The sequence below is a fragment of the Serratia rhizosphaerae genome (assembly GCF_009817885.1).
GTDB lineage: Bacteria > Pseudomonadota > Gammaproteobacteria > Enterobacterales > Enterobacteriaceae > Serratia_B > Serratia_B rhizosphaerae.
This window is the reverse complement of record NZ_CP041764.1, coordinates 951,622-967,485: the sequence shown is the minus strand read 5'-3', so window position 1 is coordinate 967,485 and position 15,864 is coordinate 951,622. Positions and strand designations below refer to the sequence as shown.

The window sequence follows — 15,864 nt, the reverse complement described above, 5'->3', positions numbered from 1 at the left end:
TCGCTGCGCACCCTGCGCGGCCCATTGCTACGAGAGACGACTATGTTTGGTAAAGGCGGTCTGGGCAACATGATGAAGCAAGCCCAGCAAATGCAGGAAAAAATGCAGCAGATGCAGGAAGAAATCGCCAAATTGGAAGTAACTGGCGAATCCGGCGCTGGCCTGGTGAAAGTGACGATTAACGGGGCGCACAACTGCCGCCGCGTGGAGATCGATCCAAGCCTGATGGAAGACGACAAAGAGATGCTGGAAGATTTGATCGCCGCTGCGTTCAATGACGCCGCGCGTCGCATCGAAGAAACGCAGAAAGAGAAAATGGCGTCGGTCTCCAGCGGCATGCAACTGCCTCCTGGCTTTAAGATGCCATTCTGATGCAAACCAGTCCGCTGCTGGAGTCATTGATGGAGGCGCTGCGCTGCCTGCCGGGCGTAGGCCCGAAATCGGCGCAGCGTATGGCGTTCCAACTGCTGCAACGGGATCGCAGCGGCGGTATGCGTTTGGCGCAGGCGTTGACCCGCGCCATGTCGGAAATCGGCCACTGCGCCGATTGCCGCACCTTTACCGAGCAAGATGTCTGCACCATCTGCGCCAATCCGCGCCGTCAGCAAAACGGCCAGATCTGCGTGGTGGAGAGCCCGGCGGATATCCACGCCATTGAGCAGACCGGCCAGTTTGCCGGCCGCTACTTTGTGCTGATGGGGCATCTGTCGCCGCTGGACGGCATCGGCCCGGCCGATATCGGCCTCGACCGGCTGGAGCAGCGGCTTGAGCAGGAGGAGATCGCCGAGGTGATCCTGGCGACTAACCCGACGGTTGAAGGGGAAGCCACCGCCAACTACATCGCGGAGATGTGCGGTCAGTACGGCGTGCTGGCCAGCCGCATCGCCCACGGGGTGCCGGTTGGCGGCGAGCTGGAAATGGTCGACGGCACCACGCTGTCGCATTCGCTGGCCGGGCGTCACGCCATCAAATTCTGACGTTTGCCGTTAACGGGATGCGCGACGCATCCCGTTTCTGCATAAAAACTTCCCCCCAGCCGCTTGAAAAAACACGCGCTTATCCCCATCTGATACTCATTGTTCGTTTTGGTACCAATTGTCTTTGAGGTAATCGATGAGTATGAAAGGCCAAGAAACCCGCGGATTTCAGTCTGAAGTCAAACAGCTGCTGCATTTGATGATTCATTCGCTGTATTCCAACAAAGAAATTTTTCTGCGCGAGCTGATTTCCAACGCTTCCGACGCCGCGGATAAACTGCGTTTCCGCGCGCTGTCCGCGCCGGAGCTCTATGCGGGCGACGGCGATCTGCGCGTTCGTCTGTCTTTCGACAAAGACCAGCGTACGCTGACCATCTCTGATAACGGTATCGGCATGAGCCGCGACGAGGTGATTGAGAACCTCGGCACCATCGCCAAATCCGGCACCAAGGCGTTTCTGGAGTCCATCGGCTCCGATCAGGCGAAAGACAGCCAGCTGATCGGCCAGTTTGGCGTGGGCTTCTACTCGGCGTTTATCGTCGCCGATAAAGTCACCGTACGCACCCGCGCCGCAGGCTCCGCCGCCGATGAGGGCGTATTCTGGGAGTCGGTCGGCGAAGGCGATTACACCATTGCCGATGTCACCAAAGAAGACCGCGGCACCGACATCACCCTGCATCTGCGTGAAGGCGAAGATGAGTATCTCGACGCCTGGCGCTTGCGTTCGGTGATCGGCAAATACTCCGACCATATCGCGCTGCCGGTTGAGATTGAAACCAAGAACGAAGAAGACGACACCGTCACCTGGGAGAAGGTCAACAAGGCCCAGGCGCTGTGGACCCGCAGCAAGTCGGACGTGACCGACGACGAATACAAAGAGTTCTATAAGCACATCGCCCATGACTTCAGCGATCCGCTGAGCTGGAGCCACAACCGGGTGGAAGGCAAGCAGGAGTACACCAGCCTGCTGTATATCCCGGCGCAGGCGCCGTGGGATATGTGGAACCGCGACCATAAGCACGGGCTGAAGCTGTACGTGCAGCGCGTGTTCATCATGGACGACGCCGAGCAGTTTATGCCGAACTATCTGCGCTTTGTGCGCGGCCTGATCGACTCCAACGATCTGCCGCTCAACGTCTCGCGTGAAATCCTGCAGGACAGCCGCGTGACCCAGAACCTGCGCAGCGCGCTGACCAAACGCGTGCTGCAGATGCTGGAAAAACTGGCGAAAGACGACGCAGAAGCCTATCAGAAGTTCTGGCAGCAGTTCGGTCTGGTGCTGAAAGAAGGCCCGGCGGAAGACGCCAACAACAAAGACGCCGTCGCCAAGCTGCTGCGCTTTGCCTCTACCCATGGCGACAGCTCGGCGCAAACCGTGTCGCTGGAAGAGTACATCAGCCGCATGGGCGAAGGGCAGGATAAGATCTACTACATCACCGCCGACAGCTATGCCGCCGCCAACAGCAGCCCGCATCTGGAACTGTTCCGCAAGAAAGGCATTGAGGTGCTGCTGCTGTCTGACCGCATCGATGAGTGGATGATGAGCTACCTGACCGAATTTGACGGCAAGGTGTTCCAGTCGGTCAGCAAGGCGGATGAAGCGCTGGAAAAACTGGCGGATGAAACCGAAGAGCAGAAAGAAGCGGAAAAACAGCTGGAGCCGTTTATCGATCGCGTGAAAACGCTGCTGGGCGAGCGGGTGAAGGACGTGCGGCTGACGCACCGCCTGACGGATACGCCGGCAATCGTCACCACCGATGCGGATGAAATGAGCACCCAGATGGCGAAGCTGTTCGCCGCAGCGGGCCAGCAGGCGCCGGAAGTGAAATATATTTTCGAGCTGAATCCGGAGCATGCCTTGGTCAAACGCGCATCCGACGTGGGCGATAACGAACAATTTGCCGAGTGGATCGATCTGCTGCTGGATCAGGCGTTGCTGGCCGAACGCGGCACGCTGGAAGATCCGAACCTGTTTATCCGCCGGATGAACAAACTGCTGTCAGTATAATTCTGATTTATACCTAAACCTCCCGGGGCCGCGGCGTTATACGCTGCGGCCCTGTCTTTCTGCGGCCCGGCGGGCGATCCTTTCCTGGCAGGTGGCGATCGGCGCATGGTTTGGCGGAGAATGTAACCCTTTCATTTTTATGCCGTTGGCTGTTTATTGGCCGCAATCGATTTCCTGCTGCGCCTTGAGCCGGCCACCGCTAAAATGGTATGGTTGAGCGTTTTCGCAATTTTAATATAAAAACTTATACCCGATAGATTCCGGCCGCGGGCCTGGGATGCGAAGGGGATACATAGCAAGGGGATTTACGCAATGCGTATCATTCTGCTGGGCGCTCCGGGCGCTGGTAAAGGTACTCAGGCTCAATTCATCATGGAGAAATACGGCATTCCGCAAATCTCCACCGGTGATATGTTGCGCGCAGCCGTGAAGGCTGGCACTGAACTGGGCAAGCAGGCGAAAGAAATTATGGATGCCGGCAAGCTGGTCACCGACGAGCTGGTTATCGCTCTGGTGAAAGAGCGTATCGCCCAGGAAGATTGCCGTAACGGCTTCCTGCTGGACGGTTTCCCACGCACAATCCCGCAGGCTGACGCGATGAAAGAAGCCGGCATCAAGGTGGATTACGTGCTGGAGTTCGACGTGCCGGACGAACTGATCGTTGAGCGCATCGTCGGCCGCCGCGTGCACGCGCCGTCCGGCCGCGTGTATCACGTGAAATTCAACCCGCCGCAGGTGGAAGGCAAAGACGACGTGACCGGTGAAGAGCTGACCACGCGTAAAGATGACCAGGAAGAAACCGTGCGCAAACGTCTGGTGGAATACCATCAGCTGACCGCGCCGCTGGTGTCTTACTACCGCAAAGAAGCCGATGCGGGCAACACCCAGTATCACAAGATCGACGGGACCCGTCAGGTGAGCGAAGTCAGCGCCGAGCTGGCGACCATCCTGAACTGATTCGCCTTTCGTCGATATATAACGCCGGCTGATGTCCGGCGTTTTTTTTTGCCTTTTTTTCTTATGAAATGTGATCCGTCTGGCTTTGTGCTTGAACTGATGTTTAATTCTCCGCGGCGAATAACGTATAACAGCCCACACTTCAGTTTTCAGGAAGAAGCGCATGCTAAGACCGACCAATTTCTTGGAAGAATCCACCGCCCGCCAAATCGTCCAGCGCGCGATGGGCATTATCGCCTACTCGGTGAATGTGATGGACAACAACGGCGTCATTATTGCTTCCGGCGACGCCTCGCGCCTGTTCCAGCGCCATGAAGGAGCGGTGCTGGCGCTGACGGAGAACCGCGTGGTGGAGATTGACGTCGCCACCGCCGCCCACTTAAAAGGCGTGCAGCCGGGGATTAACCTGCCGTTCTGTTTCCGCAATCAGCGGGTGGGGGTGATCGGTATTTCCGGCGATCCGCTGCAGGTGCGCAACTATGCGGAGCTGGTCAAAATGGCGGCGGAGCTGATGGTCGAGCAGGCGGCGCTGCTTGACCAGCATCAGTGGGAGAAGCGTTACCGCGAAGAGCTGGCCAACCAGCTGCTGCAGGGGACGGGAGACCGGGCGGCGCTGGAGGTAATGGCCGCCTATCTGGGGTTGGATTTGCTGCAGCCGCGCATCGTGTGGATTATTGAGCTGCACGATCGGCAGCCGCATCTGCTGCGCGAACTGCTTAATGAGCTGGAGAGCGGCCAGCGTGAAGCGCTGATCGCCATGACCGGCCTCAACGAACTGGTGCTGCTGCGCCCCGCCAGCTGGCTGCAGGGAAGCTGGAGCCAAAAGCTGGAGCGTAAGCAGGCGCAGGCGCTGCAGGCCCGGCTGCAGCATCGTTTCAACGTGCGGCTGATCGTTGGCGGTTACTTCGCCGGCGAAGAGGGCGTTTTTCGTTCCGGGCTGACGGCCCGCGCCACCCAGGCGATGGCGCGGCGGCTGAAGCTGCGTCATAAATCGCTGTTCTATGACGACTACCCGCTGCCGTCGCTGCTGTGCGACATGTGCGAAGACTGGCGGGCGCTGGAGCTGAGCAAGCCCTGGCGCATCCTGAGCGAACAGGATGACAAAGGGGTGTTGCGCCACACCCTGCGGCAATATTTTTCGCGGAACTGTGATCAGACGCAGACCGCGTTGCAGCTGCATATCCACGTCAACACGCTGCGCTATCGCCTGCAGCGTATCGAAGCCATTACCGGTTTAAAAATCAACGTATTGACGACAGCGCTGCAGCTCTATATCGGCATGCTGCTCAATGAGTAAATTGTGTAAACCCACAACTAACCGGTGTTCTGACCGCTGATTTTTTGTTGCTTCCTCTCAAGTTAACCGCCCCGGCGCGGCATATGTTGGTCTGACACCAACAACGGGGAATAACAATAATGACAACGGTATCCACATTGGGCGCACTGGTGGCGCTAGTCGTCGCCATCGTCCTGATTCTACGCAAGGTTCCACCCGCATACGGCATGATCGCCGGCGCCTTGGCCGGCGGGCTGTGCGGCGGCGCCGATCTGGTCGAAACCGTCACGCTGATGATCAGCGGCGCGCAGGGCATCACCAACGCGGTGATGCGCATCCTGGCCGCCGGCGTACTGGCGGGGGTGCTGATCGAATCCGGTGCAGCGCACACCATTGCCGAGACCATCGTGCGTAAAGTCGGCGAAACCCGCGCGCTGCTGGCGCTGGCGGTGGCTACACTGATCCTGACGGCGGTCGGGGTATTTATCGATGTGGCGGTGATCACCGTGGCGCCGATCGCACTGTCGATAGCGCATAAGGCCGGGATCTCGCGGGTGGCGATCCTGTTGGCGATGATCGGCGGCGGTAAGGCCGGCAACGTTATGTCGCCGAACCCGAATACCATTGCCGCCGCGGATAATTTTCATCAGCCGCTGACCTCGGTGATGATGGCGGGCATCGTGCCCGGCCTGTGCGGGCTGCTGGTGGCTTATCTGCTGGCCAAACGGCTGAGCAACACCGGCAGCATGGTGATCGCGGAGGAACTGACTTCTCAAAGCGAAGGCGCCCGTCCCGGTTTTTGGGTTGCCATCAGCGCGCCGCTGATCGCCATTTTGTTGCTGTCGCTGAGGCCGATCGCCGGTATCGCCATCGATCCGCTGATTGCCTTGCCGGTAGGGGGATTGGTCGGCGCGCTGCTGATGGGGCGTATCCGCCAGTGCAATCAGTTTATGGTGTCCGGCCTGAGCCGGATGGCGCCGGTGGCGATCATGCTGCTGGGGACGGGCACGCTGGCCGGGATTATCGCCAACTCGCAGCTAAAGGACGTGCTGATTAACACGCTGACGCATACCGGACTGCCGGCCTGGCTGCTGGCGCCGCTGTCAGGGGCGCTGATGTCGATGGCGACCGCCTCGACCACCGCCGGCACCGCCGTCGCTTCCGGCGTTTTCAGCACGACGCTGCTGGAGTTGGGGGTCAGCGGCCTGGCGGGGGCGGCGATGATTCATGCCGGCGCCACCGTGCTGGATCACCTGCCGCACGGCAGTTTTTTCCACGCCACCGGCGGCAGTGTCAATATGTCGGTGCATGAACGCCTGAAGCTGCTGCCGTATGAAACGCTGGTGGGCTTCACCATTGCGGCGGTTTCCGCGCTGATGTTCGGCGTATTTAATCTGGCAGGATAAGGAATTGACGATGAAAACGCTGAATAAAGTGGTGATAGCGCCGGATTCATTTAAGGAGAGCCTGAGCGCGCTGGAGGTGGCGACGGCGATTGAACGCGGATTCCGCCAGATTTACCCGGATGCCCGCTATGTGAAACTGCCGATGGCCGACGGCGGCGAAGGCACCGTCGACGCCATGGTGGCCGCGACGGACGGGCAAATTGTCAACGTGACCGTCACCGGGCCGCTGGGCCAGCCGGTTGAGGCGTTCTACGGGCTGCTGGGGGACGGTAAAACGGCGGTGATCGAGATGGCGGCGGCGTCGGGCCTGCATCTGGCGAGCGGCGATCGTCGCGATCCGCGCATTACCACCAGTTTCGGCACCGGAGAGTTGATACTGGCGGCGCTCGATCGCGGCGTCAGCGCCATTATTCTGGGCATCGGCGGCAGCGCCACCAACGATGGCGGCGCAGGCATGATGCAGGCGCTGGGGGTTAAACTGCTGGACCGGCAGGGGCAGCCGCTGCCGGCCGGCGGCGCGGCGCTGGCGGATCTGGCGCAGATCGAACTTGGCGCGCTGGATTCGCGCCTGCGGCGGGTAACGATCACCGTGGCCTGCGACGTGGATAATCCGCTGTGCGGCAAGCAGGGCGCGTCGGCGGTGTTTGGCCCGCAAAAAGGCGCGACGCCGCAGATGGTGGAACAATTGGATCGGGCGCTGCGCCACTATGGCGAGCTGTTGGAGCGGGTGACCGGCCGTGGGGTGATTAACGCGCCCGGCGCCGGCGCGGCGGGCGGTATGGGCGCTGCGCTGCTGGGGATGCTCAATGCCGAACTGCGGCCGGGCGTTGAGATCGTGGTGGAAACGCTGCGGCTGGAGGCGGCGCTGCAGGATGCTGACCTGGTGATCACCGGCGAAGGGCGGCTCGACAGCCAGTCGATCCACGGTAAGACGCCGATCGGCGTCGCGCGCGTCGCCAAGCGTCATCAGCGGCCGGTGATCGCCATTGCCGGCAGTCTGACGCGTGATTACCAGGTGGTGCACCAGCACGGCATCGATGCGGCGTTCTCGGTGCTGGACCGGGTGGTGACACTGGAGGAGGCGCTGACGGACGCGGCGCGCAACCTCGAAGTCACGGCGCGCAACGTCGCTGCGGTATGGCGACTGGCTGAACGGTAATGCCTGTTGCTGATATCGGTTTCAGCCCCCGGCTTTTTCGTTACAATACGGCCTTATTTATTTAAGGCCGCAGCGTATTGGCGACAGGCCGAGCGTAACGGAAATAAGAGGCGCTGAAATGACGCAAGAAAAACATGGGGTATTGCTGGTCAACCTTGGTACGCCAGAAGCTCCGACGTCCGCGGCGGTAAAACGCTACCTGAAAGAGTTCCTCAGCGATCCGCGCGTTGTGGATACGTCGCCGCTGATTTGGAAGCCGATCCTCAACGGCGTGATTCTGCCGATCCGTTCGCCGCGCGTTGCCAAACTGTACCAGTCGATCTGGATGGATGAAGGTTCGCCGTTACTGGTGTACAGCCGCCGGCAGCAGCAGGCGCTGGCCGCCAGCATGCCGTCGGTGCCGGTGGAGCTGGGCATGAGCTACGGTACGCCGAGCCTGAACGACGCCATCGATAAGCTGCTGGCGCAAGGGGTGACGCATCTGGTGGTGCTGCCTTTGTATCCGCAATACTCCTGCTCAACCAGCGCCGCGGTCTGGGACGGCGTTGCGCGCGTGCTGCACGGCTATCGCCGTCTGCCGTCCATCAGTTTTATCAGCGATTATGCCGAACACCCGGCCTATATCTCTGCGTTGCAGCAGAGCGTTGAGCGCGCGTTCGCCGAGCATGGGCAGCCGGATCGGCTGGTGCTCTCGTTCCACGGTATTCCCAAGCGTTATGCGCAGACCGGGGATGACTACCCGCTGCGCTGTGAGGACACCCGCCGCGCGCTGGCCGCTACGCTGCCGCTGCCGGCGGAGCGTATTATGTTGACCTATCAGTCCCGCTTCGGCCGCGAGCCCTGGCTGACGCCGTATACCGATGAAACGCTGAAATCGCTGCCGGCGCAGGGCGTGAAGCACATTCAGCTGATCTGCCCGGGCTTCTCGGCGGACTGCCTGGAAACGCTGGAAGAGATTAAAGAGCAAAACCGCGAAATCTTCCTGCAGGCCGGCGGGGAAAAATTTGAGTACATCTCCGCACTTAATGACGAACCGGCTCATATCGAGATGATGCGCCAACTGGCGACGCAGCAGTTCTGATCTTCAATCCGGCGGGAATGTGTTAACATTTCCCGCCTGTTAACTGCCACAAACCGCCAATCACATGAAATTTCCTGGTAAACGTAAATCCAAACACTATTTTCCGGTGAACGCCCGCGATCCGCTGCTGCAGCAGACGCAACCGGAGCATGAAGTCAGCACCTCTTATATCGTCGGCATCGACCAGACGCTGGTGGATATTGAAGCCAAAGTGGATGATGCGTTTGTTCAGCGCTACGGCCTGAGTCTGGGGCACTCGCTGGTGATTGAAGATGACGTGGCGGAAGCGCTGTATCAGGAACTGAACGACAACAATCTGATTACCCATCAGTTTGCCGGCGGCACCATCGGCAACACGCTGCACAACTATTCGGTGCTGGCGGACGACCGTTCGGTGCTGCTGGGCGTGATGTGCAGCAACGTCAAGATCGGCAGTTACGCTTACCGGTATTTGTGCAACACTTCCAGCCGTACCGATCTCAACTATCTGCAGGGCGTGGACGGCGCGATCGGCCGCTGCTTTACGCTGATTAGCGAAAGCGGTGAGCGTACCTTCGCCATCAGCCCCGGCCAGATGAACCAGCTGATGCCGGAAAGCATTCCCGAGGCGGTGATTGCCGATGCATCGGCGCTGGTGCTGACCTCCTATCTGGTGCGCTGCAAACCGGGCGAGCCGATGCCGGCGGCGACCATGAAGGCGATTGAATACGCTAAAAAGCATGACGTGCCGGTGGTGCTGACGTTGGGCACCAAATATGTGATCGCCGACGATCCGCAGTGGTGGCGTGATTTCCTGCGGGACAACGTATCGATCCTGGCGATGAACGAAGACGAGGCGCAGGAGCTGACCGGTTTGAGCGATCCGCTGACCGCTTCGGATATGGCGCTGGAGTGGGTGGATCTGGTGCTGTGCACCGCCGGGCCGCACGGCCTGTATATGGCCGGTTATACCGAAGAGGCCAACAAACGCGAAACGCAGCATCCGCTGCTGCCGGGCCATATTGCCGAATTCAACCGCTATGAATTCAGCCGCGCCATGCGCCGCGAGAGCTGCGAAAATCCGTTCCGCGTCTATTCGCACATTGCGCCTTATATGGGCGGCCCGGAAAAGATCATGAATACCAACGGCGCCGGCGACGGCGCGCTGTCGGCGTTGCTGCATGATATCGCGGCCAACGGTTATCACCGCAACAATGTGCCGAACTCCAGCAAGCACGTGCGCAGTTACCTGACCTATTCCTCGCTGGCGCAGGTGTGTAAATACGCCAACCGCGTCAGTTATCAGGTGCTGAACCAGCATTCGCCGCGCCTGACGCGCGGTTTGCCTGAACGGGAAGATAGCCTGGAAGAGGCCTACTGGGAGCGCTGAGGCTGAAGATGACGGGCCGGAGCACCGGCCCGTGCAGGATTAGATCGGGCAGGCGCCGGCCTTTTCTTCCTCGCTGATGTTCTCAAGCTGCAGGATAGTCAGCATGCTGTTGGCGATCTCCCTTTCTCCCATCACCACCCGGTCGGCGCCGCGCTCGGTGATATAGGTCACTTCATCGTCATAGTGCGCGCGGGCGATTATTTCGAGGTCGGGGCGCTTACCGCGCGCCGAGGCCACGATCTCGCCGGCTTCATAACCGTTGGGAATGGTCAGCAGCAGCCAGCGCGCGCAGTCCAGCCGCGCCAGTTCCATGATTTCGCCGTTGGCCGCATTGCCCAGCACGGTTTTAATTCCCTGTTCACGCAGCGCTTCGACCCGCGGGCGGGAATTTTCTATCACCACCATCGGAATGCCGGCCTCACGCAGCTTACTGCCCAGCAGACTGCCGACGCGGCCATAGCCGACCACCAGCGCGTGGTTGCACATATCCACCGGGATCTGCTTCTCTTCTTCCACCGCCTCTTCCAGCGTCTGCTCCTCAATGGTTTCCGTTTTACTCAGGTAGCGCTCCAGCAGGGTAAACAGCAGCGGGTTGATCATGATCGACAAGATTGCGCCGGCCAGCACCAGATTACGGCCATGTTCCGACATCATGCCCAGCGCAATGCCGAGGCCGGCGAGAATAAAGGCGAACTCGCCAATCTGCGCCAGGCTGGCGGAGATGGTCAGCGCGGTGCGTTTGGAGTGGCCGAACATTCTGACCAGCAGGAAAGCGGCGACGGATTTGCCGAAGACGATGATTGCCAGCGTTGCCAGCACCGCCAGCGGTTCGTTAATCAGGATCAGCGGGTCGAACAGCATGCCGACTGAAACGAAGAACAGCACGGCGAAGGCGTCGCGCAGCGGCAGGGTGTCATGGGCGGCGCGATGGCTGAGCTCTGACTCGTTCAACACCATGCCGGCGAAGAAAGCGCCGAGGGCGAATGATACGTCGAACAGCTTCACCGCGCCATAGGCGATGCCCAGCGCCAGCGCCAGCACGGCCAGGGTAAACAGCTCACGCGAGCCGGTGCTGGCGGTTTTCGCCAGGATCCACGGCACCAGGCGGCGGCCGACGATAATCATCAGCGCGATAAAGGCGATCACCTTGCCGATGGTCATCGCCAGTTCGCTCAGCAGCTGTGCGGTGCTGGCGTTGTTATTGTCCATCATGTTGCCGAAGGCCGGCAGCAGCACCAGCGTCAGCACCATCGCCAAATCTTCGACGATCAGCCAGCCGATGGCGATTTGCCCACGCTGGCTGTCAATCAGCTGGCGCTCTTCCAACGCACGCAGCAGCACCACGGTGCTGGCGGTTGACAGACACAGGCCGAACACCAGACCGGAGACCAGATCCCAGCCGAGCAGACGTGACAGGCCTATCCCCAACAGGGTGGCGACGGCAATCTGCGCCACGGCGCCGGGAATGGCGATGGATTTAACCGCGAGGAGATCTTTCAGGGAGAAGTGGAGGCCGACACCGAACATCAACAGGATCACACCGATTTCCGCCAGTTCCGGCGCCAGTGAGATATCGGCGACGAAACCCGGAGTAAACGGGCCGGCGAGCACGCCTGCGGCAAGGTATCCCACCAGCGGGGAGATGCGCAGGCGGTTCGCCAGCATACCGAGGAGGAAGGCGAGTACCAGGCCTCCGACAATGGTGGTGATGAGCGGTGTTGAATGATGCATCCAGGCTCCTTCTTGGGTAGGGGTTACGGCAGGTGGCGTTTTTTTACGTATTGATACATTTAGTTTATTGCATTTAATCAATCATAGTTTGACTGAGTTTGTCTTTTTTATAAAAAAGTATGCAATATTGCCGGAAAGGGAATGAACAGGGGATTTTGGCGGACATTGAGGCATTAGCCAGCCTGGCGCATGAGGAAATCCCGGCTGCGCGATCGCTTTCAGCCGGGAAAAGTGGTTTCTTTAACGCGTCTTACCGTCCATATTCGGTAGTAAGGCGGTGATAATGCCGATTAACGGCAGGAAAGCACAGATTTTGTAAACCAGTTCGATACTGGTCAAATCGGCGACATAGCCAAGCACTGCCGCACCTAATCCGCCCATGCCGAAAGCAAAACCGAAGAATAAGCCGGAAACCATCCCCACTTTGCCGGGAATCAGCTCCTGCGCGTAAACCAGAATGGCGGAGAAGGCGGAGGCGAGAATTAGACCGATAATCACCGTTAAAACGCCGGTCCAGGCCAGGGATACGTAGGGTAAAGCCAGGGTAAACGGCGCCGCGCCAAGAATTGAGGCCCAAATAACATATTTACGGCCGAACCTGTCGCCGAGAGGCCCGCCGATAATGGTGCCGGCGGCGACGGCGAACAGGAAGGCAAACAGATGAATTTGCGCATTCTGCACCGAAACGCCGAACTTATGTATCAGATAAAAGGTGTAATAGCTGCTGATGCTGGTGAGATAGAAGTATTTGGAAAAAATCAGCACCAGCAGAATGGTCAGTGAAAACGCCACGGTGCGTTTGGGCAGCGGTTTGATGGCGGACGCCGTTTTCGGCCTATTCTGTGCCGCGCGATGCTGCTGCTGATACCACTTGCTGACCTGCAGCAGCACCACGATGGCCAGCAGCGCCGCCAGCGTAAACCAGGCGATATTGCCTTTACCGTATGGGGCGATAATCAGCGCCGCCAGCAGTGGGCCGAGCGAACTGCCGAAGTTGCCGCCGACCTGAAACAGCGACTGCGCCAGGCCGTGGCGGCCGCCGGAGGCCATGCGCGCCACCCGCGACGATTCCGGATGGAACACCGAGGAGCCGGTGCCCACCAGCGCGGCGGCCAATAGCACCAGCGGGAAGGTATTGGCCACCGACAGCAGCAGCAGGCCGGACAGGGTAAAGCCCATGCCGATCGGCAGCGAGTAAGGCTGCGGATATTTATCGGTGTAGTAGCCAATCAGCGGCTGCAGTAGGGAAGCGGTCAGCTGATAGGTCAGAGTGATCATACCGATCTGTACGAAGCTGAGGTTAAAGTCGGCCTGTAGGATCGGGTAGATCGCCAGTATCAGCGACTGGATCATATCGTTGAGCAGGTGGGAAACGCTGATGGCGCCGAGAATCGAGAAAGCGGTGCCTTTTACCGCGCTGTTGCCGGCCAGCGGCGCAGCGCTATCGCTACGATCGGTCATATTATTATTAGCCTGGTAAGTAACAGAGAGAGGCTCCTATCTTAGGCGGGTTGTTTATTTTTTGCCATATGCGACATAATTTGATGCATATCCCAATTATTTGAAATCGTAAGCGATTAATTCACGGTACAATTCCATCTTTATCACTACTTGTCCTATTGAGATTATCTGGAGAGTCGCCATGCGTTTTTCGTTAACAGCCAGCGCCAGGGCGCTGCTGATTTCCCTGAGTCTGCTGCCGGGATTGGCCAGCGCCTGGGAGAAGGATAAGACCTACGACATCACTATCCTGCATACCAACGATCATCATGGCCATTTCTGGCAAAACGACCACGGGGAGTATGGCCTCGGCGCGCAAAAAACGCTGGTGGACGGCATTCGTCAGGAGGTGGCGGCCAGCGGCGGCAGCCTGTTGCTGCTGTCGGGCGGTGATATCAACACCGGCGTGCCGGAATCCGATCTGCAGGATGCGGAACCGGATTTTCGTGGTATGAATCTGATCGGCTATGATGCGATGGCCGTCGGCAACCACGAATTTGATAATCCGCTCAGCGTACTGCGCCAGCAGGAGAAGTGGGCGACCTTCCCGCTGTTATCCGCCAATATCTACCAGAAAAGCAGCGGGCAACGGCTGTTTAAGCCTTACGCGCTGTTTGACCGGCAGGGCATCAAGATTGCGGTTCTCGGCCTGACGACCGACGATACCGCCAAAATTGGCAACCCGGAATATTTCACCGATATCGAATCCCGCCCGCCGGCGCAGGAAGCCAAACAGGTGGTAGAGCAACTGCGCAAAGAGGAACAGCCGGATGTGATTATCGCCGCCACCCATATGGGGCATTACGATAACGGCAATCACGGTTCCAACGCGCCGGGGGATGTGGAAATGGCGCGCAGCCTGCCGGCCGGTTACCTCGATTTGATCGTCGGCGGCCACTCGCAGGATCCGGTATGCATGGCAAGTGATAACCACAAACAGGTGGACTATGTGCCGGGCACGCCGTGTTCGCCGGATCGGCAGAATGGCACCTGGATCGTGCAGGCGCACGAATGGGGCAAATACGTCGGGCGGGCGGACTTCCAGTTCCGCAACGGCAAGCTGACGCTGAAGCATTATCAGCTGATCCCGGTGAACCTGAAGAAAAAGGTGGAGAAGGCCGACGGCAGCAGCGAGCGCGTCTACTACACCCGACAGATCGCGGAAGATCCGGCGATGATGAAACTGCTGACGCCGTTCCAGGATAAAGGCAAAGCGCAGCTGGAGGTGAAAATCGGCAGCGTCAACGGCAAGCTGGAAGGGGACCGCAGCAAAGTCCGCTTTGTACAGACCAATCTGGCGCGCGTACTGCTGGCGGCGCAGATGGAACGCGCCAACGCCGACTTTGCCGTGATGAGCGGCGGCGGGGTGCGTGACTCTATCGAAGCCGGCGATATTACCTACAAAAGCGTGCTCAAGGTGCAGCCGTTCGGCAATACGCTGGTGTATGCCGATATGACAGGCCGTGAAATCGAGAAGTATCTGGCGGTGGTGGCTAATATGAAGCCGGACTCTGGCGCCTATGCGCAGTTCGCCAACGTCAGCCTGGTGGCGGACGGCAGCGGCGTCAGCGCGGTGAAGATTAACGGCCAACCGCTGCAGGCGGATAAAACCTACCGGATGGCGACGCTGAACTTCAACGCGCTGGGCGGCGATGGCTATCCGAAGATTGACGGCCTGCCGAGCTACGTGAATACCGGCTTTATCGACGCCGAGGTGCTGAAAAAGTATATCGAGAAGCACTCGCCGCTGGATGCGGCGGCGTTCGAACCGAAAGGCGAGATTGTGTATCAGTAATGCATCACGGGCGGTCGGCGTGAGCAGGCCGCCCGTTGTTCGCTGACGTCAGTGACGGACTCAATCCCGCTTGGCGATATCGGCGAAGGTGCCGGTCAGAAGACGGCATAAATCGTCGGCCGCCAGTTCAATATCCAGCCCGCGCTTGCCGCCTGAGATGAAAATGGTGGCGAACTGCTGCGCCGGGCTGTCGATTACCGTCGGCAGCCGTTTCTTTTGCCCCAGTGGACTGATGCCGCCTACCAGATAGCCGGTAACGCGCTGCGCCAGCTGCGGATCGGCCATATCCGCCTTTTTTGCCCCCAGCGCCTTGGCGACCTTTTTCAGATCCAACTGCGTGGCGACCGGCGTGACCGCCACCGCCAGCTTTTTGGCGTCGCCGTTCAGCGCCACCAGCAGCGTTTTGTACACCTGGTCGGCGTTCAGCCCCAGTTTTTTTACCGCTTCATCGCCAAAATTGGTTTCATCGCTATCGTGATGGTAGGGGTGGAGCGTAAAAGCGACCCTGTTTTTTTCAAGCAGTACGACTGCGGGTGTCATAATCGGTGTCCTTAAACCGTAATAGCCAGAGTGGGTAAACTGTACGCCGAACGGCGGCATGCCGG

13 protein-coding genes are annotated in these 15,864 nt (G+C 59.3%); 10 read left to right on the top strand and 3 right to left on the bottom strand.

From position 1 onward, the window contains the following. The first annotated feature begins 42 nt into the window (after positions 1-42). The 9 genes from FO014_RS04585 to FO014_RS04545 all read left to right on the top strand — a co-directional run bounded on the left by FO014_RS04585 (position 43) and on the right by FO014_RS04545 (position 10,233). Positions 43-372, top strand: a complete 330-nt coding sequence (locus tag FO014_RS04585; RefSeq protein WP_105230058.1) for a YbaB/EbfC family nucleoid-associated protein — start codon at positions 43-45, stop codon at positions 370-372. After that, positions 372-977, top strand: coding sequence for a recombination mediator RecR (gene recR, locus FO014_RS04580; RefSeq protein ID WP_015671237.1), 606 nt, complete (start codon positions 372-374; stop codon positions 975-977). The genes FO014_RS04585 and recR overlap by 1 nt, the downstream gene beginning before the upstream one ends. A gap of 142 nt (positions 978-1,119) precedes the next feature. After that, entirely contained in the window at positions 1,120-2,985 is a 1,866-nt protein-coding gene (gene htpG, locus FO014_RS04575) for a molecular chaperone HtpG (protein ID WP_201282915.1), read from the top strand. A gap of 312 nt (positions 2,986-3,297) precedes the next feature. Further along, positions 3,298-3,942 carry an adenylate kinase gene (adk, locus tag FO014_RS04570; protein ID WP_105230060.1) on the top strand — a complete coding sequence of 215 codons (645 nt, stop codon included), beginning with the start codon at positions 3,298-3,300 and terminating at the stop codon, positions 3,940-3,942. 163 nt (positions 3,943-4,105) lie between these two features. Beyond that, entirely contained in the window at positions 4,106-5,239 is a 1,134-nt protein-coding gene (locus FO014_RS04565; protein ID WP_160028037.1) for a sugar diacid recognition domain-containing protein, read from the top strand. 119 nt (positions 5,240-5,358) lie between these two features. Next, a complete protein-coding gene (locus tag FO014_RS04560; protein WP_105230062.1) occupies positions 5,359-6,624 on the top strand; it encodes a GntP family permease in 1,266 nt (421 codons plus the stop codon). A 10-nt stretch (positions 6,625-6,634) separates the two neighbouring features. Continuing rightward, on the top strand, positions 6,635-7,783 hold the full coding sequence (locus FO014_RS04555) for a glycerate kinase (RefSeq protein ID WP_160028035.1): 1,149 nt from the start codon (positions 6,635-6,637) through the stop codon (positions 7,781-7,783). A gap of 118 nt (positions 7,784-7,901) precedes the next feature. Further along, complete coding sequence (gene hemH, locus FO014_RS04550) at positions 7,902-8,864, top strand: ferrochelatase (RefSeq protein WP_160028033.1); 963 nt, start codon at positions 7,902-7,904, stop codon at positions 8,862-8,864. A 64-nt stretch (positions 8,865-8,928) separates the two neighbouring features. Next, positions 8,929-10,233, top strand: a complete 1,305-nt coding sequence (locus FO014_RS04545) for an inosine/guanosine kinase (RefSeq protein WP_105230065.1) — start codon at positions 8,929-8,931, stop codon at positions 10,231-10,233. A 39-nt stretch (positions 10,234-10,272) separates the two neighbouring features. On the opposite strand, the gene ybaL is transcribed toward FO014_RS04545, so the two are convergent. Then, entirely contained in the window at positions 10,273-11,964 is a 1,692-nt protein-coding gene (ybaL, locus tag FO014_RS04540) for a YbaL family putative K(+) efflux transporter (protein ID WP_160028031.1), read from the bottom strand. 240 nt (positions 11,965-12,204) lie between these two features. Beyond that, a complete protein-coding gene (locus tag FO014_RS04535) occupies positions 12,205-13,425 on the bottom strand; it encodes an MFS transporter (RefSeq protein ID WP_105230067.1) in 1,221 nt (406 codons plus the stop codon). Positions 13,426-13,606: 181 nt separating this feature from the next. Here FO014_RS04535 and ushA point away from each other — a divergent pair, with 181 nt between their 5' ends. Further along, complete coding sequence (gene ushA / locus FO014_RS04530; protein ID WP_160028029.1) at positions 13,607-15,259, top strand: bifunctional UDP-sugar hydrolase/5'-nucleotidase UshA; 1,653 nt, start codon at positions 13,607-13,609, stop codon at positions 15,257-15,259. Between the two features lie 60 nt (positions 15,260-15,319). On the opposite strand, the gene ybaK is transcribed toward ushA, so the two are convergent. Continuing rightward, entirely contained in the window at positions 15,320-15,799 is a 480-nt protein-coding gene (gene ybaK, locus FO014_RS04525; RefSeq protein WP_105230069.1) for a Cys-tRNA(Pro)/Cys-tRNA(Cys) deacylase YbaK, read from the bottom strand. Positions 15,800-15,864: the final 65 nt, after the last annotated feature.